Here is a 20,979-nt window from a genome sequence, read left to right on the forward strand (position 1 = left end):
CCACCCCCGACCCGCCGGCCGACGCCAGCGACGGCGCCCGCCGCAGGACCCTCCTCCTGACCGAGCTCGACACGATCCTCGACCTCGCCGCACACGACGCATTCGTGAGCGACCACCCGGACGGACTGGGGACCCGAGCAGCATGGATATACGCGACCCTGCCCGCCGATCCCACACCCCGCGACGACCTGCACTACCCCGGCCTGCCCGCATCGGAGCTGGACACCACCCTGACCGCTCTGCACGCCGCCGGCCTCGTGGACGTCACCTCGGCCGGCATCGCCCGCGCCGACCCGGCAGCCCGGGATGCATACGCTGCCGTCGCCGGCACCGCGGGGATCCTCGACGCCAGAGCCGCCCAGTACGCCCTCGAACGTGCCCTATGGGCGTGGTGGCTCGCCGAGCTCGAAGCCATGCACACACCGCGCTCCCGCAGCGGCGGCCGCGACCAACGCCGGCCGCGACCCGGGCAGCTGCTCATCGACACCCCGTCGACGCCCGCCTGGGCGTCCGCCCCTGCCTACCCCCGCACCTACGGCGGCCGCGGTGACCACCGCGCAGCGCGCCGGGCCCTCGCCGACGCGGCGGCTGAGGCCGCCTAGAACCAGGGGAGGGGCATACGCAACCACGAGAACGCGTCGTAGCGCACGATCGAGAAGGGGGAGGCCTCGAATGGGTGCGCTACGACGCTGAAAGCGACATTACACAGTGGACCAGTCGATCACAGACAACGCGGCGGCGGATCCGAAAGTGCTGTAGTGCAACGGAAAATCGCCTGTACTCTCGCTCAGCCGACAGGCTGCAGACGCAGCCCCCACGCATCCAGCCGTGGAGCGATCAGCTCGACCAACGCATGCCCGTCCGGGGTCGTGCCAAGCAACTCGCCGACGGCCCGCGCAGAAGCCCCGTACGCCGACTCGACGAACACCGGTCCACCCGAGTCCCCCGACCTCGGTGTCACATCAAACTTTGCACGTCGACCATCGGACCACACGTAGGCGCCACACACCAGACCGGAAGTCTGACCCTGCAAACACATTCGAGGTCGCTCCGCCGTCAGATCCTGTGCACTCACCGTCCCTGTCACTGGGATAGCGCCGCTGATCTCAGGTCGGACTGGAAGGGACGACTGGTCCACCCCCACGACCGCCAGATCGAGGTCGGGAGTGAACCGCCACCTGTCGAAGGTCCCCACCTGCGGTCGCACCACCTCACCGGAGCCGGAAAGGGTCTGTGCACGTACGGTGTCCTGACGATGACAGTGCCCGGCCGTCAAGATCCCCACTCCATGCGCGCCGGCGACAACGAAACCCGCTGTGCAGTACTCGTTCCCCGAAAAGATCGTCACACCCGGTTCTAGATACGGAGTGCTCACGAACGCCCCAGCACGGCCGCCCGCCACACCCGTCAGGGCGGTCATCGCGACTACCACTGCCGCGGCCGCACGCCCCGCATGCGCTCCCCGCCGCCTGCGCATCAGTTCACCTCCGGAGTAGTGCTAGCGGCGGCCGTCCAATCGCTCGCCACAGCCTCCTGAGCACCTTCGAGGCCAACCGTGCCATCACACACCGCCTGCCGCAGGGCAGCCGTCACCTTCGCCTTGGCGTCCGAGACCTTCCGAGGTACCAACCAAAGATTCCGCGAATCATTAGGTGCACCACCGAGATCCGTAGGAACAAGACGATCCAGAACCAAGCCCTTCGTCTCCTTCGGTACCCCGTAGGCCCGGCCCAGCGCTGTCACCTCCCGGAAAGAGACACCGCTAGGAAGACCTAGTCGAGCCGACCAACGACTCGTGCAGACCGTGCTCTGCGTATTCGACTGCACAACACCAAGGTCCACCGCGCCGGGAGTACACCGCGGATCAGGCAGCACACCTCCGGAGAAACCGGTGCGATACCGGCACGCCCCGCCCTTCGGAAACGTCTGGACTTGTGCCGTCGACGCAGTCGACCCAGCCAAAGCCCATGCCGCGTCCGGGGCAGCACCCGCGACGCCGCACGACGCCGCGACGAAGCAGGCACACGCGCCAGTGGCCCGCGCGATCCGGCCCATCCTCCGTGGAGCTCTCATACCAGCAGGGCATCACACGAGGCACCTGGCACACCACACTTCCACCTGAGATGGACACGCGGCGACACCCACACCGCCGCGTACCTCGGTGCAGGCGGCGGCGCATCCTCGCGATGGCGCCCGCCGCGGTGCGTGCCCTGACGAGAGACTCGTTCCGGCGCAGTCCTTCCAGGCGCGCTGTACTCGATCGCGAGGGAACCTCAGTCGCCGCCTGACATTCCATCCTCGGGTTGCTGCCCGGGTCCGCCGGAGGCAAGTCTTTCGAGATGAAGCGTGTAGACGTTCCTGCGCCGCGGCTCGCCGTGGAACGCGTAGACATGATCGTGGACAGTCACCAGGCCTGCATCGACCAGCTCGCGTGTGGCTTTAGTCCAGGTATCGTCCGATAGGCCGTATTGGCGCTTGCGGATCCCGTCGACCCATCCGGTGCCGGCTGGCTTCCTTCCACTGGTGATCTCCTTCAGGATGATCAGAAGGGCGATTGCCCGCCCAGAGAGCGCGATCAGCCAGCCGTGCTTCCATAGGTCGATCGGAAGTGTGATGTAGGGCGACGGCAACTTCGTGTCGTCCCACTCCTGGCCCGATCCGTCTGGATTCAGAACTTGCACACTCGGCGTCCGGCCAGGCTCACGCGTGGCTTCCACAAGCTTTACGGGGGAGTTGTCCGCGCGGCCGTTCAGCCTCTCGAGATCCCGCAGCGCCTTTAACACCCTTTTGGCACCGGCGCCGTCCGGATCGCGGAGGGCAAGCATCGCCGCGAGCTCTTTCGCGCGGACCTTCTTCGCGTGCGGAGGCTTCGTCGCCTGCATCAGCACTGTCAGCAGTACTTTGATACGGACCTCGCCGCCGCCACGCAGCAACAAAGCCAGCGGCGGCTCGGCCTCGACGCTATCGCGATCTCGCACGAACTCGATCGGTAGCCTCACTGATGATTTCCGTTGAGAGCGGACGAGCGCCTTCTCAAGCAGGTCGATCGACTCCTGTCGCGGACGGTTCAATGCCACCGCTGCCCCCTCGTTCCGTTGGCCCAGACCGATGTCGCAGCCACTATTAGCGGAGACATCAGGAATACCCGTGATGCCCGGGGTGCTCAGCGCTACTAGGGGGTACCTATTTAGTCCCCGCCGTTGATGACCCGGTGCCACCGCTATCGTACACCCCGTAGCACCGCCAATAGAGGCCGTCTTACTCAGCTGTTCCAGGGGGTGTTTCTCCTACCTCCGCAGGGGAGTGGCAGACCTTGCGAGACCCCTGCTTGGGCGGGCACGCTCGAAAGCGTCCACTGAAGTACCAAGCTCTACAGGAAGGAGGTGAGGGCACTGTGCGTAGATTTTGCTTGACGATCCGCTGGTCTGCCGGATCGCTCAGCATCACGCTCGAGCACTAGCTGTGGGGGTGGATCGCGGTCACTGGCAGGGAGACGTGATCCACCCCCACCCTACGATCCTCAGTCCCAGAGTTCAATCGCTGGCCCCGGCGTCCGTCGGAGCTGGGGTGCTGGTGTCATCAGAGGTCGGTCCCATCAGCTCTGTTCCACGGTGCGGTACCGATCTCGTGCATCCGCCGAGTGCGGCGCGCGTCCGGAGTGTCGAGGACCAGCGCCTCCGGCCTGGTCCAGAGGTGCATGGTGAGTCGGGACAGCCTGTTGCCCGCCCACGCGTCGACGTCGACGACCGCCCACCACGTCGACGTCGACTGCTGGACCCACGCGATCTGACGGCCGGGCATCCAGGTCTCGAGCCGCAGGCCCCACCCGCGTAGGTAGCACGGCAGTCGCTGCCGATCGGTCAGACTCCGACCGATCGACGGCGGCAACGTCGAGGCCACGTCCACCAGCACGGGCCGTGGCGGCGAGAACACGCGCACGACCCGTTGCGCATACTCGTCCTCCATCCGCCAATTATCGAACATATTATCGACTCTACATCTGGTGTCGGCCCCAGGTCGAAGTCCGCCGCGGATGTAGTTGCGTACGCATTTCTCCCGCCTAGACTGCACGCCCGTGGTGACGTTTACCCAGGTCAGGAAGAGTCTTGGCCCACTCGCCACAGCCCGACACGAGAGAGGTGGAAGATCATGACCGGAGGCACCGGAGGTGTCCTGATGTGCATCGGCTGGCTGGAGTTCACCGCTGCAGGCGGCTCGCAGGTGATCGCGGCCGGGGGTGTCGTCACCTGCAGTATCGGTTGGCTCGCCATGCTCGGCCTCCTGGACGGCCGGAAGAGGGAGTAGCTACGTCGGGGATCTCATGAACCCGCGGATCTGCGCGGAACCGGGCGCCCGCCCTGTGCGTCTAATTGGTGTGGACGACGATCGGCTGACAGCTCTCATTCGTGACCTCGCAGGCCCGCCGGCTCCGCCGTGGCAATCTCTGCCGGTGGGGCTCGAGGAACGGATCATGCTGGCATGGAGCCACTATCGTGGCAGCGGCGCTCGTGCCGTGAGCTCCGCGCGTGCCCGTTTGAGCTCCGGATAGAAGGGGTTCGACCTGTTGCCTTGCAGGTTCAACGGCAGATCCAGGCCTTTGATCAACTCGCCCTCGCGTACCCACGGTTCAGGATCTTCGATCCACGAGACGAAGGCGTGCTCGGCCATCCATGCGCTCAGCACTTGTTCGCCGGCGCCGAAGTCGCGTCGTGGCTTTTTCGCCGGCGCCGACGTTGCTGCTGTTCGAGGTCGCCGCAGCTGCAACCCGATGTCCAGCTCGGCCGCGAGGAGGCAGCCGAGACTTAGGCGCAGGGTCGACGTGGACGCCGTCCCGTCGAAGTGGTTCTTGATCCGGTCTCGGATGGTTTGCGGGTTCGTGCGGGTCGACGGTGCTCGCGGGCTGATGCCTGCATACAGGAGCGTCAGGCCGTCCTGCGTCTCGCACCGGGAGGAGTCCATCACCTCAGACGGGAGCACATCGAACCACCACCCGTAGACGCCCGACACGGCCGGGACCGGACATGGCCGAGCTAGAACCTCGACGCAACTGAACGGCCTGGCGGCGAGGTACTCGGCATGCGGAGCGGACACACCCGCGATGGTCCCACGCCTCGACCCTCGTCGAGCCCGTCACCGACGAAGGCGCTCGTCGAACGACTCACGTCGGCGCCCAGCGTGCGCAACCACCTGCCTGCGAAGCCGACGCCGCCGACTGCGAGCCCGCACGATCAACCACCCCGACGACACCGGGCCGCAGATCATCGCACCGCGACAGGGCCCGGTTGCGGGGTCGAAATGTACGGACCGTCACTGTGACGAATATCGGCTGGCCCACTGAACCACTAAACCGCCACAGCGTAGCTCAAACGCCCGATCTGCGACGTCGAAGGTACCCCAAGCCTCCCGTGCCGGCGGACGGTGCGGCGCCAGCCTTCTCGCGGCGCCAGGACGCCTGGGTGGCCATAAGCTGGCCGAAACCGCCGTTGACCCCTGGACCGCCGCCATGCTGACGTGCGACGGGCGAGCGGTGTTGTCTTCCTGCATCGTCGAGGGGCTCGGCCGGCCCCTCTGAGCAGGGCACGACCGTGACGCGGCTATCGGTGCCAGCTATCGATCAGGGTGCGTTCGAGCAGCTCGGCGAATTCGCCCGCCGACGACTCGTCGAACTGCCGATGCCGGTAACACAGGGAGAGGAACAGCTCACCGCCCAGTGTCACGGCGCCCAGGGAAGTGCCCATAGGCATGTTGGTCGGGGCAGAGAACCAGAATCCGGTTACGCCGACGCCGGCATCAGCGTCGAGGTCGTCGAACGCCGTGGTCGCGCCTAGGTTGGTCACGACGGCGGTGTCGAGGATTCGGTTCCCGATGAGTGGCTTTCTGCGAATCATCCACTGCTTGATCCCGATTGGGAGCCGACTCATCCCAGCGAGGAGGTTGAACATGAGCTCGCCCCCCGAATCCTTCTTGATCTGAGCGGTGCGAGCCGCAGCCGCTCTCACCGCGCTCGGGAGGTCTTTCAGGGCGGGCCCCTCCAGCGACACAGAGGTGGGTACCGCGAAATTGCCCACAATCTCGCGGCGCCACTGCGCCGGCCGGATGTCAATCGGCATCATCAGACCGATGCGGCCCCGCGGCGCACCATGTGCGTCGTTCCATCGCTGGATAGCGACTGCGAACGCGCCGAGCAGGAGATCGTTGACCGTTGTGCCTGCCGGTCTGGCTTCAAATACCCGTCGAGTCGTGGACGCATCGTAGTGGAGCAAACAGAAGCCGTATCCATCGGCGGACGAGGTGCTCTTCGGCGCAATCCAGACTGGTGTACTTATGCGGCTCCGGCTGATCCGCCGCAGCTCACGGGAGCGCCTGCGTTGGCCTGCGCGCGACTTGTCGCCGAGTGGGCGGTCCAGGGAACGTGCCTGGAGCGGGTCGACGTTCGGCACCTGGTCCCGCCGATGAGAGTACGCGCGCAGCAATGACACCAGGAACCTCGTTCCTGCGGTGGCATCGGCGGCGGCATGGTGGAGGTTAAGAACCAGGCGATCCCCGCTGGGCAGATGAGCGAGCAGCAGTTCGAAGGGGCCGAATCGATCGAGTCGCGGCGCGTGGTCCAAGAGATGCTCGCGCGCGGCGTCCAGGTCGGAAGCGTTTCGGCATTCCACGATCCTGAGGGGTAGCTCGGTCAGGCTCGCCCCGACCTCCCAGTGGTAGTTGCGATGCGCCACCCCGTGTTCCGCCAGCCGGGCACGCATCATGGGGTGGGTGTCGATCGCAGAGCCAAGCGCCGCTTGGAGTTTGGCATCATCGAGGCGGCCGGAAACAGCCAACTCCAGCTGGATTCCACATGGGCTTGGGGGGGAGTCCAGATGGAGGAAAAACTCGTCAATCGGGTTCAAGGCGGTTTGTGCCAGAGTTTCACCGCCGGAGTCGCGGGTTGAGGCCTGAGCTGTGGTCGCTTTGAGCATTTGTCGTCTTCCGTTCGAACCGCGACTAGCGATCGGTGTTCCGGAGGGGCGGTCTCCGCGGACCTGCGCGTTCCTAGCTGAGGGCCCCGACGGGCGTGAACGCCTCGATGACTGCCTCCTGGACAATTTGAAACGCGGGCCGCGAGTAGTGCGCCGGAATATTAGCGAGCACGTCGTCAACGACGGCGCCGGCGTCGGAACTGCTTGCCTCGCACAGTACTTCGCATGCCATTTCGGTGTCGGGCACGGGGTTGCCGGCCCGGTGGCGGCCTTTGGCTGCGAACGCCGCCCCTGCTGCGACGTACGGGACATGCGGCGCAGCGACCTCTCGAAGGCGGGCGATCTCCCAGGGCTCCATGCCGCCGGCGTAGCAGCAGCCGGTGCCGATTCCGAGCCATAGGTCTGCTTGGCGCGCCGGGCTGAACGCGGCGACGTCGGCTGCCACTCGATCGACGTCGGCGCCCGCCGTGAACCAGATACTCCGGCCAAGTCCCTGGTCGAATACTCGGCGAGCGTAAGGGGACAGATAGGGGGCCAGCAGTTGTTTTGTCACGTATTTCTCGCGCTGGAAGAAGCCGTGGTGGAACCCGTATCCGTCCATGACGAGCCAGCGTTCGACGGGGTTGTCGAGTCGGTTCAGGAATGGCTCGGGTAGGCGCCCCATCCGAGCCAGTGCCTCGCCGGCGCCGATGTGTGACATATATATGTGCGCGTCTCCCGCTCCGGCGAGGAACTCCCGGAACCGCGACTTGCCGGGCAGCCAGCAGTCCATGCCGGTCAGACCCATTGCGATGCCTTCATGGGCGTATCCGTTCATGCCCTTCGGGAAGCGTTCCAGCACCCTGTTCACCATGGCGTCGATTCCGCCGCCTTCAAGGACCGCGTGATATCCGCCGACGGCGGCGCGTAATGCGTCTTCCAGATGGCGCCATCGCGGTGTGTCACCCTGTTTAAAGGCAACGATCTGCTTTTCAGAAACCCCTAGGAGCGCAAGGCGCACGCGGGAAAGAGTAGTGGTCACGGTGTCCTCACTCGCGAAGTGGTCGTTCGATTGGCGTCGCTCAACGGTGATCGTGTTTAGGGGGAGTTACGAGGGACTTACCCCGCCGGAAAGGCGAGGGAGGTCCGTCGGCGAGGCTCCGTCTCACGTGCGCCCGCGCGGACGTAGCCGCTGTTCGTTGGGTCGCGCCCACATCGCTGCATCGTAGCGAAGGTGCTCTTCATGATCGCACGGTCATCTGGGTCGCTGCCGGGTCGAGCGTCGCCGACCTCGGAACGGCGGTCAGCCAGCCCCTCCATGGGTGCTAACGGCGTCTAGACTTGATCTTGTCGTCTTTGCTTGACTTATCTCGAACCGTCCGGCAGGGTTGCTGCCTAGCAGGGCGATCAGCTCCCAGGCTCGGACGCGGCGTCCCCCCGCGTGCAGCTGGAGCAGCAAGATGGCAAGGGTGCTCACGGCTGGTCGCGTTTGCGGCAATGACACCTGCTCGACCCTTCATTTCGACGAAAAGGATGCACCAGCATGACGCAGCAGCAATCGACTCTGGACACCCTCCGCGCCTACCATCAGAACTGGACGACGGGGAAGATCGATGAGGCACTCGAGTACGTTGCCGATGACATCGTGTGTAAGGCTCCGGGGGGAGACTTGGTCGGCAAAGATCAGTATCGCGCCATCTTGACGCAGTTCCAGTCCACGATGACCGGCGTGACCGATGTGGCGTTCTACGCCAACGATCACGAGGCTGCGGCCTTCTACATCCCCGCCACCACGGCGACGTCAACCTCTACAGTGGCCGAGCACTTCACCTTCCGAGACGGCAAGATCGCCGAGAACCTGCTGACGTTCGACCAGCTCGCTTTCATGCCCCCGAAGGAGTAGTTACCCGCGCTGGCCATGGAACCAGCTACACGCACCCAGGGAAGTCATCCGGCTCAAGAACGACGAGTACCTAACCTCTGATCTAGACGAGTACCTAACCTCTGATCTAAAGGAGACACCCGTAATGACTCGCTCAGAAGAGTCCGCGGAATCGGCAGTGTCCGCGGAACCAGGAACATCGTTGGCGACGACTTACGGCAGGATCGTCGTAGCGTTGCTGTGTGCTGTGGGGTTCTTGGACTTCATGGACAGCGTCATCGTCAACGTGGCGCTGCCCTCGATGCAAAGCCATCTCGGGTTCTCCGAGCAGAGCTTGCAGTGGGTGGCCAGTGGTTATCTGTTGACGTACGGCGGCTTTATGTTGCTAGGTGGCCGTCTAGCAGACCTCACAGGGCGTCGGCGCGTGCTGATCGTCGGCACAGCCGTGTTTGCTCTTGCGTCTCTGGTCGGAGGGCTTGCCACCACCGGGGCTGTTCTGGTCGCCGCCCGGCTCGTCCAGGGTGCCGGCGCGGCTCTGATGATGCCCGCCGCTCTATCCACCTTGACGACGACGTTCAAGGAAGGGGCAGACAGAAACCGGGCCCTGGGGGTCTGGGGTGCGATGATCGGCCTCGCCTCGACAGCTGGAGTGCTGTTCGGCGGGATGCTCACTGAGTGGTTCACCTGGCGATCGGTGCTCCTGGTCAACCCCATCATCTGCGTGTTCCTTCTCGCGGCGCTATTTCGTGTGCTGCCGGACGATCGGCGGCAGGCATCCGGGGGCGGAGGCTTTGATGCCGTGGGCGCAGTACTGGCCACTTGCGGTGTGGTGCTCCTTGTTTACGGGATCGTCGAAGCGCCGGATTCTGGCTGGAAGTCGATTAGTACGATTCTTCGGCTTGGTGGAGGGCTCGTGCTCTTGATCGCGTTCGTAGTGAACGAACGGATGCGCCGTAATCCGTTGATGCCGCTGTCCATCTTCAGGGTTCGTGGTCTGGCGGCAGCTGACGTCACACAGTTGATCGCCATAGCCGGGTTCATGTCGATGTTCTTCTTCTTGACGCTCTACATGCAGAACGTGCTCGGCTACTCCGCCCTCAAGACAGGCCTGGTCTATCTTCCCGTCACGGTGGGGGTCGGGATCGGAGCCGGCCTCTCGACCAAGCTGATCCCGAAGACCGGCACACGGCCGCTGATTGTGGGCGGCTGCTTCCTCGCATCGATCGGGGTCTTCCTGCTGTCCCGGCTCCCGGTCCACGCGAGCTTCGTCTCCGACATCCTGCCGGGAATGATGGTGATGTCCTTGGGACTTGGAACCGTCATGGTGACGGTCACCAACGCGGCCAACGCCGGCGTGCCGGCAGACAAAGCCGGTCTTGCTGCGTCGTTGCTGAACTCTTCGCAACAGCTTGGCGGGGCCCTCGGACTGGCGGTGCTGACCACAGTCGCCACGTCACACACGACCCACCTGCTCGCCGGCGGCGTAAGTCAGCCCGAGGCCCTGACTTCGGGGTTCACCCGCGCGTTGTTCGCCAGCAGCATCGCGATCTTCGTGGCAGCCCTCATCGGCCTGGGAACCTACAACACACGGAGTAACGACGCTCCCATGTAGATGAGACTGCGGCCGGCCGGAAGAATGCCACCTTCTGGACTCGCGTGGACCGCCCCATGAAACTAAGCCCGGCCAGGGCCCCGACGCGGGCCCTGGCCGGGCTTGGCATGATCGGCGCTGAAAATCCCCTTTAGCTGCGATCGCCGGTCAAGTATGCCTCCGGGGTACGGAGCGCTGAACGCGCTGGGGACCAATGCCGCACTCTGCCACAGCCTGTTGCCGAGGTGCCTGCACCGTCTACTGCCGACAACAGCGTGATCCACGCCCTGCGACGCACAATCCGGGGCAAAGGACACCGAGAACGCACAGCTACGGGCGCAGATCCGCAGCCTCGCCAAAGCACTCGCCGCAGCGCATGCGGAGATCGAGCATCTGACCCCCGCCATGATGTCGTGGCGTCGGCCACGCGCCACACCAACCCGATCGGTCGGCGGACCGTGCACCCGCCGGGGCCAGGGCGTGCCACGCCTTCGCGGACGCCAATTCGCACGGGTGCATAGTGGGGCATCCAACCGGACCATCGCACTTAGCGCCCTTGTGATGTCGCCGGCGTCCTCGCGTCAGTCGTTGGCGGAGCACCGTGCCGACCGCTGCGCCACACGGACCACACGCATGACCATAAAACAGAGGCCCGTCGTGGTCGCTCCGCGGTAGACGGCACCTGGGCCATGGCTCGCGTCCCGCATGCTTGCTCCGTCTAGTGGCGCGATCGTGCCGTGCGGATGACCGTCAGCCCGCCCGCCTCGGCCGCGTACGTTCGGAGCTGATCAGCCTGGTGGGACTACAACGCGCCGACGCCCCGCGGCGTCCGCGGGAGATCACCGAACAGCGCCTCGGGGTCACCGGCACCGCGCGGGGCGCGCCGCCGGAACCTCGGACGCGAATCGGAAGGTGTCATCGTCGGAGCATATCCATGCCGATATGTCACCCCGACCTCGCGCGGCCAACGCGCGTAGCTCTGCGCCGGCGGTCCAGCGTCCATCCTCAGTAATTTTGCCGCTAAGCGACTTTCTCGTTTGACGGCGAAGCGTCTGCATCGTGGCGCATCGCGAGTTGCACTGCCGCCCAATGACTCTCAGATAGCCTTCGTATGTTGTTCATCTGCTTACTCACCATCAGCAGGTCGAGCCATCCCGTCGCGTACTGGAACACCAACCCGAGCCGCTTCGCACGAGGAAGGGTCAGCTTGACGATCAAACGGGATCCGTGTTCGCCTCGCGGTCGGACGACGTAGCTTATGGCCAGATCTCCGAGAAGAAGCCGCGGAATCCATCGGCTCAATCTGATCGTGACGTGCTCGTCGTAAACGAAACTGGCCAGCGTGAACAGGGTCATGAACCGTTGCCCCACTGCGAGTCGTTCTAGCCCGGGGGTCAAGGTTCGAGGACTCTGTCGTCCGAGATTGTTCAACAGGTCATAACTGTAGGGTCCCACACGGATCTGGCAGAGCCATCTGAAGACCAGGTACGGTGGCGCCTCGATGTCCATTGCGCGGTGCGGTTCGGTCCTGGGACCGTCCCCTACCTCTATGTCGCACGGAAACGTCTCGCAGAACTCAGCTTTGGTTGATCCCCGCACGAACGGCAATCCGGTCGGGCTGAATAGTGTCTCCTTCAAAGACATACCTGGTTCTCCATTCCTGAATCAGTTGCTCGGCGCGTCGTTCACATGGGCGCGTCGGTGCTACGAGTGTTGGTGGTACGCGACCCCAGCAGTGCAGCGACCACCAGGGCTATACCAGCGACAAACATTCCGCGACCAAACCCCCCGGTCAGTGCTGCCATGGGGTCGGTGCCTCTTGCGAGCAAATCGTTGGTGCGCGAGGTGGCGACAGTCGCCAGCACGGCGAGCCCTATCGCCGCGCCGAGCTGCGTGGATGAGTTCAGCAACGACGCAGCAAGACCGGCTTTGTCCGCCGGAACACCAGCGTTGGCTGCATTGGTTGCAGCGACCATGACGGCCCCCAGGCCGACTGACAGCACCATCATGCCTGGCAAGAGATCGCGTACGAAGGTGCCGTCGGCGGGCACCCGAGCCAGGATGAATATACCCACCGCCGCGACAGCAGGAGCGGTAACCATGAGAGGCCGGGTGCCAATCATCGGAATGAGTTTGGTAGCGATACCGGCTCCTGCCCCTATACCGAACGTGAGAGGCAGGTATAGGAGCCCGGTTTTCAATGACGAGTATCCTAGAACATGCTGCATGTACAGGGTGAGGAAGAAGAACATCGAAGTCAGTCCCGCCATGGCGAGAAGTTGGGTGCCGTCAGCAACGGCGAGTCCGCGAATCTTGAAGATCGACAGCGGCATCAGAGGGTTTCGATGCATGCGCTCGTCCACCACGAAGGCGATGAGAAGCGCGGCCCCGCCCACCAGTCTCAGGATTGTGCTAGCCGAACCCCAGCCGGCCTCGGGCGCTTCGACGATGCCGTAAACAAGTAGCAGCACCCCGGCGGTGGCGAGAACTGCGCCGAGTGCGTCGAAACCTCGCCCGCCTGCCAAGTGGCGGTCATCGGGCAGCACCCGAAACATCGCCACGATAAGCAGCGCGCAGATCGCCGGGTTGACCAGTAGGACCGAACGCCACCCGAACGCGTCGGTGAGCACACCCCCCAGCAGGACTCCGGCGCCGGCGGCGATCCCCACCGTCGCGCCCCATATGCTCAGCGCACGGTTTCGGTCGGCGCCCTCCTTGAACGTCGTGGTCACGATTGACAGCGCTGCCGGCACCATCAGCGCGGCGCCTGCGCCCTGGACCAGGCGGGCCGCGACGAGCATCGCCCCACCCGTCGCCAGACCTCCCGCGAGCGAGGCGAGCGCGAAGACGGCCGTGCCGACCACCAGGACCCGCCGGCGGCCGGTAAGGTCGGCGAGGCGACCGCCCAGCAGCATGAAACCGCCGTAGGTCAGGACGTATGCGTTCGGAACCCATTGCAGGCTCTGCTCGGAGAACCCGAGATCGTTTTGCATCGAGGGCAGGGCCACGTTGACGATCACGTTGTCCATAAAGTCCAGGAACGCTATCGCGCACAGCAACCCAACGACGACTTTGCCGTACGTTGTCGACAGCACCGAACTTCCCGTTTCAGCAGTCGCAGCCATATGAAGTTCCCTCCTCCAAAGGGGGTCGTTGAGCGAAAGATGGTCCAACTGCTACGTGCTTTGGCGTGCAGCTCCGGACTGGATCTCAGAAACGCACGCTTCACGCCACGTGCGGTAATCAGCGGACGGCACTCCCTTGAGCTCGCGTCGCGTCCGCTCGAGGATGGCGAACGCCTCCGCGGTGCTGGCCTTGGCGAAGAGTTCGCACGCCTGCTGCGTGTGCGGGGTGGGGTTTCGACCGGTGTCCCGTGTCCAGGCGGCCGTCGCGCCGGCCCAGGCCAGACGGTCGTGGTGCGGCTCCGCGGCGCGGCGCATCTGTTCCATGCCAGCCCGGTTGGTTCCTCCGGCAAAGCTGCATGCGATGGCTGCTCCCTGCCACAGACCCGGATGCCGCTCGGACGGGAAAGCCTTGATCGTGTCTTCCACCGCCGAGACGTTGGCTGCCGATGAGAACCAGAGAGAGCGGCCCAGACCCTGGTCGAACAGCTCTCTGCCGGTATGCGACAGGTATCCGGGCAGCTGTTGCTGGATTATCGATCTCTGGCGAAAGAAGAAGCCTTCATGGAAGCCGACGCCGTCGACGACGGCCCAACCGAGAACGTGGTCGATCCGCCCCACGTATCTCTCGGGGCGTCGACGAAGGCGCGCCAGCGCCATCCCGGCGCCGACATAGATCGTCGCGGGGTGATGCGAACCAGGACCGTTCACGAACTCGGCTATTCGCCGTTTGCCAGGCGCGAGGATGTCCAGGACCGCCAGCCCCATCGCGGCGCCCTCGTAAGCGAATCCGTGCAACACGGGGTCCATGGCCTCCAGCTTGGGCACCAGCGCGGGCAGCGATGCATCCTCCAGGCTTGCGTTGTAACCCGCCGCCAGAGCCTCGATCACCGGGCCAAACTGGCTCCACGCGTCCGGAGAGAACCCTGGCCTGCGGAACACCTTCCGCGGTTCCGCGATGCCGAACACTCGACGCCTTGCTGTACCGATAACGCTCATCCGTGTACCCCTTCCATGCCATTGGCCAACTCGTGGCGATCGGACCAGATCGACTTCGCGCAACGGCGCCATTCCTCGTAGCGGGGCCCGGCCGCCTGGGGTTGGATCCGCGTGACTTCGGCGAGGAAGTGCGCGACGCTCCCGGCGTCCATTCCCCAGAACACCTGGCACGCTCCATCGGTGTGGTCGGCAGGGTGACTCGTCTGCTCGCGCAGGGCAGCAGCCGCGGCGAGACCCACTGCGACTTCGACCGCGTAGTCGCCGGAGGTAGCCAGCAGTCTCCGGTAACCGTCCGTGTTCATGGCCCCCCCGGTGTAGCCGCACGCCAAGCCAACTCCACCCCACAGATCTCTCCGCCTGCTCTCGGGGAAACGTCGAAGGACGGAAGCGATCCTGTCCGGATTGGCTGCGCTGGTGAAGTACAGACTGCGTCCGACTCCACTGTCGAAGTTGCGGGCGGCTTCGCCGGCCAGGCCGTCCGGTCGCGATTGCCTGTCCAGGCACGCTCGTGCGTTGAAGAACCCGTCGAGGAACCCATATCCGTCGAGCATGCACCATCGTTCAGGGTCGTCTTTGAAGCGGTCGACGACGCGCAAAGGATCCATCGGCAGCCGCGGAAGAATCATTCCCGCGCCGACATACACCATCGGTCTGTAGACGCCGCACGGCCCTGCCAGTAGGGCCTTGACCCTACGGCGATATGGAAGAAGGGTGTCCAAGAACATCAACGCCATCGCAGCGCCTTCGTAGGCAACTCCACGAATTTTCGCCGAGTTGGCTTCGAGCATAGGCATGACGTGGTCCAAACTCGGTCGGTCGAGCGTGGACCAGAAGTTGTCCAGGATCGCGTGTGACGGCTCTTCGAAGTACGGCCAGACTTGATCCATCTCGGGGAGCGCCCCGAAGTGCTCCTTCGCGACCCGCGGAAAGTCTTCCACCGACAAACCCAGTACCGGCTTGAGAATGGCGCTAAGCATGGCTACAGGAACTCTTGCAGAACCCGCTGGCGCCACAGCGCGTGGGCCGGCACATCCACCCCGGGGGGCAGATTTACGACCGCGTCATCCACGACGTCCGAAGCCTCCTTGGCCGTTGATCCGCACAGCAGATCGCACGCCAAATCGTTGTGTGGCGCAGGATTGCCCCCAAGGTAGCGAGCCTTAGCTGCAATCGCGGCCCCCACCGCGAGATGTGCGCGGTGAACACCAGCCAGGTCGGGCAGGGGTTCGAGCGCCTCGCGCTCGATGCCTCCCGAGTAGCCGCACGCGAATCCGACGCCGCTCCAGAGGTCGGCCTGGCGCTGCGGCAGGAAAGCCTCGATCGTCGTTGCGACGAGCTCGACGTCGGCATCTGCTGAGAACCAGATCGCTCGTCCCAAACCCTGGTCATACACGCGGCGACCGTATCCCTGCAGGTGAGGGGGAACGTGCTTCTGGGTCACGAATCGGTCGTAGTGGAAGAAGCCTCGATAGAAGCCGTAGCCGTCCAGCACGGTCCAGCTCATCAGCGGGTCACCGAGTTTCTGACGGAAGGACTCGGGGTTCTTCCGGATACGGGCCAAGCACATTCCGGCGCCGAGATAGATACCGAAGACGTGATGGGCGCCGGGACCGGTCGCCAAGGCCCGGGTGCGATCGCTGCGGGGGAACATGCAATCGAGCGCGGCGAGCCCCACCCCCGCCCCCTCGTATGCGAAGCCCTGAAGCTCGTCGTCGTATGCCTCCAACTTGGGAACAAGACTCTCGAACCGAGGGTTTAGAATCGTCGTCTCACAGCACTCATGAACGGTATAAACGATGTGCTTCAACCGGGTCGCCGACATATCGTCGCCCTCATCAGGAGCCGACGGAATGACACCAGCTGCCGACCAGAGCCGCCACATGACGGAGGTGGCCGAGTCGCGGAACCCGACATCCTCGGAAGCCTCGGGTGATCCCCCTCGGATTGCGGTAATTGTCATCGTCTACATCCTTTGAAGAAGTCGGTGCCGGTACTGCTCGCTTCGACTCCATGCTGTGCTGGTCGACTTCCCCACACTTACCTCGATCGAAAGAGGGACCATATAAGGCGGCGTACGTCATAGACGACATCGTTCCCCGGCGACGTGGGGCCGTGTATGCAGCAATGCCGGTGCGCGCGCCTCCGCTGTGATCGCGAGTGGGACCCCAGATGCCTTACCGCGGATGTAACTTCGCCGGAAGTCACTTAAACCAGAGTCGGGACTGCGCCGGCGTAGAGGAGCACCGATGGCCACGACCAGCACGAACGCGAGCTACCTGCTCGGACGGACCAAACGTATGATCACCCCGACGCTTAGCACGCTACCGGGAGTTCGAGCGATTGAAGGAGCTCTACTCGACGTCGACTGGCGAGCAAGAGAACTGGCGCCGCCACCGGCAGGCAGTGATCTCAAACCCGTCATCGGTGATCGCGGCCTGCCGATCCTCGGCCATGTGATCGAGCTGTTCAGAGGAGGCCCGGACTTTCTGCTCCGCGTCTATCGCAAGCGCGGGCCGGTCTTCTTCATCGACCTGCCGATCCTGCCGGCCGTCATGGCTGTCGGCCCGGATGCAACCCAAACCATATTCACGAACCGCCACGAGGATTACTCCCAAGAGGGATGGTATCCGCTGCTGGGGCCGTTCTTCAACCGGGGCCTGACCCTGCTGGATTTCGAGGAGCACCGGTACCACAGGCGGATAATGCAGGCCGCCTTCACCCCCGACCGACTAGCCGGATACGTGGCCCACTTCGATCGCGTTGCCAGTGAGACGGTGGCGAGCTATCCCAGTAACGGCGTTCGCCTACTCCTGCAACCGGCGGCGAAGCAACTTACCCTGGACATCGCGTCGCTGGTGTTCATGGGCCTCGATCCCCGCGACAACGCTGCCGAGCTCATCCAGATTAATAGGGCATTCACGACTCTAACTAGAGCTGGAAGCGCCTTGATACGTCGTCCCATTCCTCCATTCAGGTGGTGGCGCGGGTTACGTGCTCGCAAGGTATTGGAAGACTACTTCTATGCCCAGATCGGCGGACGGCGAAAGATCGACGGTACTGACATGCTGAGTGTCCTTTCGCGGGCGACGGATGAGAACGGCGACAGCTTCACCGACACTGACATCGTCAACCACATGATCCAACTGATGATGGCCGCTCACGACACTTCGACGTCGGCGATAACCACGATGGTCTATCACCTCGCCGCACATCCAGAGTGGCAGCGACGTTGCCGCGCAGAATCAGCGGCGGTGGGTGACGGGACCTTGGACATCGAGGCCATCGACCGGCTCAAATCCCTCGATCTCGTGATGAAAGAGTCGTTGCGACTGGTGACGCCCTTGCCCTTCAATATGCGTCGGACGGTTCGAGATACCGAGCTACTCGGTTATCACTTGCCGGCTGGCACTAATGTTGTCACTTGGCCCGCAATGAACCATCGCCTCCCGGAGTTGTGGACCGACCCTGCGAAGTTCGACCCGGATCGGTTTTCCGAGCCGCGGTCTGAACACAAAAAACATAGGTACGCGTTCGCGCCGTTCGGGGGAGGAGCGCACAATTGCATCGGACAGATATTCGCCAATCTGGAAGTCAAGACGGTTATGCACCGGCTGCTGCTCCGGTATGAGTTCTCCCTTCCCACGGAACACTATAGAGCGCGGTGGGACTACGGCGGCATGCCCATCCCTGTTGACGGTATGCCTATCGCCCTGGAATCCGCGGACGGTGAACGAGTAGCGCGACGACACTAGTGCGGCTCGGTAGCGATCGTCTGCTTCCCTAAGGGTTGGTGGTGGATTGCGCACGCCTAGAAAGAATCCACACGGTTCGCGCAAGTACGAATTCACCGTCGGCAGTTGAACAACACTTGAAGATTTGATATACTCAAGTGTAATGGAAACCGTCAACCGTGGTGCCCGGATCTCGCGTTCGTACGGACAATTGTGCCCGTTGGCCTTTGCATTGGATCTGGTGGGCGAACGGTGGACTCTTCTGATCGTCCGCGAATTGCTACCGGGTCCGCGGCGCTATACCCAACTCAAGAACTCGTTGACGGGAATCGCAACCAACCTCCTCGCTGAACGTCTGCGGACACTGGAAACTAATGGAATCGTGCGCCGAACCGTCGATGGCGGAAAGGTCATCTACGCCCTCACGCCGGCGGGCATGGGCCTGCGAGAGGCGATGGAGGCCCTGGGTAGGTGGAGCGCACCCCTGTTGATGCCGGGGCCTGCTGCCGATGATTCATTCGAGCCTCGGTGGCTTACTCTCGCGATTCCCGCGCTGCTTCGAGGGCGCGTTGCAACCCCTCCGGCTGAGTGCGGTTTCGAGGTCGGCGACGCTCTGATGGTACTCCGTGTTGACCAGGACGGGCCGACGATGATCACTGATCCCGAAGAGAGGCCTTCCACGGTGTTCGTCGCCGACGAGGACACTGTCGTGGGTCTGGCCGCCGGTGGACTTACGATCGGGCAGGCGCTTGAACTTGGGCAGCTGGAGGGCGACATCGAGGTCTTTCGCTCGGTCTTCGGCGAGCGACACGCGTAGTGGAACAGGTTGTCGACGGCGGAAGGTCAGACGGTCACGCACGATAAGTGCGTTCCTGATCGACCCGGCTCTTCCCATAGGGCTCACACCTACAAGCGATGCGGCTCGGGCTGCCCGTGCACGATAGATGACTGACACCGGCCTGGAGGAGCCTGGGCACCCGTTGGGCGATATCTCGTTTGCGCTGGCGCCGAGTTCCGTCCCACGTCGGGGCGCCCGCCCCGGGATACGGTCCGCCTGTACACACAACTCACGTCGGCGATGATGCGTGGAGCATCCTGTCTGGGCGTGCCAGCGCGCTCCGCAGCTGCCTGCCCGGTGCCTTCATGTTCCTCGGTGAGTCAGGCCTGCTTCGATGAGTTCGAGCAAGCGGCGGAACGAGGCATCTGCTTCGGTTGGGGGCTGTGGCGGCGCGTCCAGTTCGAGACTGATCGCGCCGTGGAGGCAGCACCAGACGTGCATGGCGGTCTCACCGGCGTCGCTCGGACTGATCGATCCTGCTGCATGGCCGTGTCGGATAACTCCGCGCAAAGTCTCGGCGGCCTCGGTGGACTCCGGCGCGACGACCCCTGTGAACATCAGCCGGTACAGGGCAGGATTATCGAGCGCGAACCGCCGGTAGGCGCGCGCGGTTTCCCGCAGCCGCGCAGCGGGCTCGCCGTCCCCGACGGAGCGCCAGGCCTGGTCGAGCCGAGCGTATCCCGCGTCCACCATCGACTGCAGCAATCCGTCCTTGCTTCCGAAATGCTTGTACACGCCCATCGGCGCGACGTCTGCTTGGTCCGCGACGGCTCGGACGGTCAGGCCGGAAGGACCTTCGCGGCGCAACACATCAAACCCCGCTTGGACCAGCGCGGGTTTGATGCTCGCCCCAGGGGTCCTCGTGTTGCCGGCCACGCCCCGAGGGTATCCGAGGCGTTCCCGCGTGCACCCTAAATCTTGTCGGTTTGGATTCGGGTGACATGAGATGGCCCCGTGAGTGGAGCGACCGATATCCTGCCTCAACGTGGGTCGCTCCGGCCGTCGACGTCCCGAGTGCTCCGTCGCAGTGCTGACCCTGACGGCTTAGCAATCGCTCGAGCGATCTCGCCACGGTCCGGCCCGGCTCCGCGCGGCGGTCCGCAGAAGGCTGTGACTGTCCCCCGAGTGCTCGCCACATCCTCGGTGCAGTTGGTATAATCAATCGCGATGGCTAACCTCAAGGAACCTGCGGCACGGTCGTACGGTCAATACTGCGGCCTCGCTCGCGCGTGGGACCTCGTAGGGGATCGATGGAACCTCCTCATCGTCCGTGAGTTGCTGCCGGGGCCTCTGCGATTCAACGAACTGACGACCTCACTTGCCGGAATCGCCACCAATCTCCTAACGGAACGACTCCGCGCCCTGGAGGCGGGCGGGGTCGTCGAGCGGCGTCTCGGTGATCGCGGAATCCTATATGCGCTAACGCCGTGGGGGGCCGAACTGCACACGCCGATGGAAGCGCTGGGCCGATGGGCGGCGCCCCTCCTGATGTCTGGGCGCGGCGCCGACTCCTTCCAGCCCCGCTGGCTCGTTCTCGCCCTTCCGGCTCTGCTGCACGACGTAACCTGTACCGCTACAACCGAAGTCGGCTTCAATGTCGAGGGACTGCTGATCGTCCTTCGCATCGACGAATCCGGCCCCACGGCGGCCATCGATCCCGACCAGCCTCCGACAACAGTCCTCACTGCGGGACCCGATGTCGTCGTCGGACTGGTCGCCGGAGGCCTGACTGTGGAGCAGGCAGTCGCCGCGGGAGAACTCACGGGCGACATCGAAGCGCTGCACGCTGCCTTCACGGACGAACGTCGACTCTGATCACACGGCAGTCGTGACGGAGCACATCAGGGGTGCTGGCCGCCGTGGCAGCGGCCGGTC

General features: G+C 64.2%; 18 protein-coding genes and 1 pseudogene. 7 read left to right on the forward strand and 12 right to left on the reverse strand.

Features of this window, described 5'->3' with window-relative positions; all coding sequences use genetic code 11:
• Positions 1-602, forward strand: a pseudogene (locus tag P0W64_RS19175) (hypothetical protein); the annotation flags it as partial.
• Between the two features lie 185 nt (positions 603-787).
• Here P0W64_RS19175 and P0W64_RS19180 read toward each other — a convergent pair.
• The 3 genes from P0W64_RS19180 to P0W64_RS19190 all read right to left on the reverse strand — a co-directional run bounded on the left by P0W64_RS19180 (position 788) and on the right by P0W64_RS19190 (position 3,984).
• Positions 788-928 carry a hypothetical protein gene (locus P0W64_RS19180; RefSeq protein ID WP_275481771.1) on the reverse strand — a complete coding sequence of 47 codons (141 nt, stop codon included), beginning with the start codon at positions 926-928 and terminating at the stop codon, positions 788-790.
• 1,345 nt (positions 929-2,273) lie between these two features.
• Positions 2,274-3,077: a hypothetical protein gene (locus tag P0W64_RS19185; protein WP_275481772.1), complete on the reverse strand. Its 804-nt coding sequence runs from the start codon at positions 3,075-3,077 to the stop codon at positions 2,274-2,276.
• Between the two features lie 502 nt (positions 3,078-3,579).
• Positions 3,580-3,984, reverse strand: coding sequence for a hypothetical protein (locus tag P0W64_RS19190; protein ID WP_275481773.1), 405 nt, complete (start codon positions 3,982-3,984; stop codon positions 3,580-3,582).
• 165 nt (positions 3,985-4,149) lie between these two features.
• On the opposite strand from P0W64_RS19190, the gene P0W64_RS19195 reads away from it, so the two are divergent.
• Positions 4,150-4,305 (forward strand): hypothetical protein, encoded by a 156-nt coding sequence (locus P0W64_RS19195; protein WP_275481774.1) that lies wholly within the window; start codon positions 4,150-4,152, stop codon positions 4,303-4,305.
• Between the two features lie 183 nt (positions 4,306-4,488).
• On the opposite strand, the gene P0W64_RS19200 is transcribed toward P0W64_RS19195, so the two are convergent.
• From P0W64_RS19200 to P0W64_RS19210, 3 genes are all read right to left on the reverse strand, one after another.
• Positions 4,489-5,091 carry a GIY-YIG nuclease family protein gene (locus P0W64_RS19200; RefSeq protein WP_275481775.1) on the reverse strand — a complete coding sequence of 201 codons (603 nt, stop codon included), beginning with the start codon at positions 5,089-5,091 and terminating at the stop codon, positions 4,489-4,491.
• Between the two features lie 503 nt (positions 5,092-5,594).
• Entirely contained in the window at positions 5,595-6,962 is a 1,368-nt protein-coding gene (locus tag P0W64_RS19205; RefSeq protein ID WP_275481776.1) for a condensation domain-containing protein, read from the reverse strand.
• A gap of 73 nt (positions 6,963-7,035) precedes the next feature.
• Positions 7,036-7,962: a DUF1702 family protein gene (locus P0W64_RS19210; RefSeq protein WP_275481777.1), complete on the reverse strand. Its 927-nt coding sequence runs from the start codon at positions 7,960-7,962 to the stop codon at positions 7,036-7,038.
• A gap of 522 nt (positions 7,963-8,484) precedes the next feature.
• Here P0W64_RS19210 and P0W64_RS19215 point away from each other — a divergent pair.
• Positions 8,485-8,844, forward strand: coding sequence for a nuclear transport factor 2 family protein (locus P0W64_RS19215; protein WP_275481778.1), 360 nt, complete (start codon positions 8,485-8,487; stop codon positions 8,842-8,844).
• 124 nt (positions 8,845-8,968) lie between these two features.
• Positions 8,969-10,435, forward strand: a complete 1,467-nt coding sequence (locus P0W64_RS19220; RefSeq protein WP_275481779.1) for an MFS transporter — start codon at positions 8,969-8,971, stop codon at positions 10,433-10,435.
• A 999-nt stretch (positions 10,436-11,434) separates the two neighbouring features.
• Here the strand turns inward: P0W64_RS19220 and P0W64_RS19225 are convergent.
• The 5 genes from P0W64_RS19225 to P0W64_RS19245 form a co-directional block, all read right to left on the reverse strand.
• Positions 11,435-11,770, reverse strand: a complete 336-nt coding sequence (locus P0W64_RS19225; RefSeq protein ID WP_275481780.1) for a hypothetical protein — start codon at positions 11,768-11,770, stop codon at positions 11,435-11,437.
• Positions 11,771-12,099: 329 nt separating this feature from the next.
• Entirely contained in the window at positions 12,100-13,539 is a 1,440-nt protein-coding gene (locus tag P0W64_RS19230; RefSeq protein ID WP_275481781.1) for an MFS transporter, read from the reverse strand.
• 51 nt (positions 13,540-13,590) lie between these two features.
• The gene (locus tag P0W64_RS19235) at positions 13,591-14,535 is read right to left on the reverse strand and encodes a DUF1702 family protein (RefSeq protein ID WP_275481782.1); all 945 of its coding nucleotides are present in this window, start codon (positions 14,533-14,535) and stop codon (positions 13,591-13,593) included.
• Entirely contained in the window at positions 14,532-15,512 is a 981-nt protein-coding gene (locus tag P0W64_RS19240) for a DUF1702 family protein (RefSeq protein ID WP_275481783.1), read from the reverse strand. The genes P0W64_RS19235 and P0W64_RS19240 overlap by 4 nt, the downstream gene beginning before the upstream one ends.
• 2 nt (positions 15,513-15,514) lie before the next feature.
• Positions 15,515-16,357 carry a DUF1702 family protein gene (locus P0W64_RS19245; RefSeq protein ID WP_275481784.1) on the reverse strand — a complete coding sequence of 281 codons (843 nt, stop codon included), beginning with the start codon at positions 16,355-16,357 and terminating at the stop codon, positions 15,515-15,517.
• A gap of 424 nt (positions 16,358-16,781) precedes the next feature.
• Between P0W64_RS19245 and P0W64_RS19250 the strand changes: the two genes are divergently transcribed.
• Together P0W64_RS19250 and P0W64_RS19255 are read left to right on the forward strand one after the other, a co-directional pair.
• The gene (locus P0W64_RS19250; RefSeq protein WP_275481785.1) at positions 16,782-18,287 is read left to right on the forward strand and encodes a cytochrome P450; all 1,506 of its coding nucleotides are present in this window, start codon (positions 16,782-16,784) and stop codon (positions 18,285-18,287) included.
• Positions 18,288-18,429: 142 nt separating this feature from the next.
• Complete coding sequence (locus tag P0W64_RS19255; protein ID WP_275481786.1) at positions 18,430-19,083, forward strand: helix-turn-helix domain-containing protein; 654 nt, start codon at positions 18,430-18,432, stop codon at positions 19,081-19,083.
• Positions 19,084-19,407: 324 nt separating this feature from the next.
• On the opposite strand, the gene P0W64_RS19260 is transcribed toward P0W64_RS19255, so the two are convergent.
• Positions 19,408-19,980, reverse strand: coding sequence for a TetR/AcrR family transcriptional regulator (locus P0W64_RS19260; protein ID WP_275481787.1), 573 nt, complete (start codon positions 19,978-19,980; stop codon positions 19,408-19,410).
• Positions 19,981-20,271: 291 nt separating this feature from the next.
• Between P0W64_RS19260 and P0W64_RS19265 the strand changes: the two genes are divergently transcribed.
• Positions 20,272-20,919 (forward strand): helix-turn-helix domain-containing protein, encoded by a 648-nt coding sequence (locus tag P0W64_RS19265; protein WP_275481788.1) that lies wholly within the window; start codon positions 20,272-20,274, stop codon positions 20,917-20,919.
• Positions 20,920-20,979 lie beyond the last annotated feature (60 nt).

This window comes from Tsukamurella sp. 8F (genome assembly GCF_029167375.1).
GTDB lineage: Bacteria > Actinomycetota > Actinomycetes > Mycobacteriales > Mycobacteriaceae > Tsukamurella.

Coding starts and splice junctions, on each gene's coding strand:
- P0W64_RS19225 (WP_275481780.1), bottom strand. CDS start 11,770: ATGACCCTGTTCACGCTGGCCAGTTTCGTTTACGACGAGCACGTCACG.
- P0W64_RS19195 (WP_275481774.1), top strand. CDS start 4,150: ATGACCGGAGGCACCGGAGGTGTCCTGATGTGCATCGGCTGGCTGGAG.
- P0W64_RS19245 (WP_275481784.1), bottom strand. CDS start 16,357: ATGTCGGCGACCCGGTTGAAGCACATCGTTTATACCGTTCATGAGTGC.
- P0W64_RS19240 (WP_275481783.1), bottom strand. CDS start 15,512: ATGCTTAGCGCCATTCTCAAGCCGGTACTGGGTTTGTCGGTGGAAGAC.
- P0W64_RS19190 (WP_275481773.1), bottom strand. CDS start 3,984: ATGTTCGATAATTGGCGGATGGAGGACGAGTATGCGCAACGGGTCGTG.
- P0W64_RS19255 (WP_275481786.1), top strand. CDS start 18,430: ATGGAAACCGTCAACCGTGGTGCCCGGATCTCGCGTTCGTACGGACAA.
- P0W64_RS19230 (WP_275481781.1), bottom strand. CDS start 13,539: ATGGCTGCGACTGCTGAAACGGGAAGTTCGGTGCTGTCGACAACGTAC.
- P0W64_RS19220 (WP_275481779.1), top strand. CDS start 8,969: ATGACTCGCTCAGAAGAGTCCGCGGAATCGGCAGTGTCCGCGGAACCA.
- P0W64_RS19215 (WP_275481778.1), top strand. CDS start 8,485: ATGACGCAGCAGCAATCGACTCTGGACACCCTCCGCGCCTACCATCAG.
- P0W64_RS19250 (WP_275481785.1), top strand. CDS start 16,782: ATGGCCACGACCAGCACGAACGCGAGCTACCTGCTCGGACGGACCAAA.
- P0W64_RS19205 (WP_275481776.1), bottom strand. CDS start 6,962: ATGCTCAAAGCGACCACAGCTCAGGCCTCAACCCGCGACTCCGGCGGT.
- P0W64_RS19235 (WP_275481782.1), bottom strand. CDS start 14,535: ATGAGCGTTATCGGTACAGCAAGGCGTCGAGTGTTCGGCATCGCGGAA.
- P0W64_RS19265 (WP_275481788.1), top strand. CDS start 20,272: ATGGCTAACCTCAAGGAACCTGCGGCACGGTCGTACGGTCAATACTGC.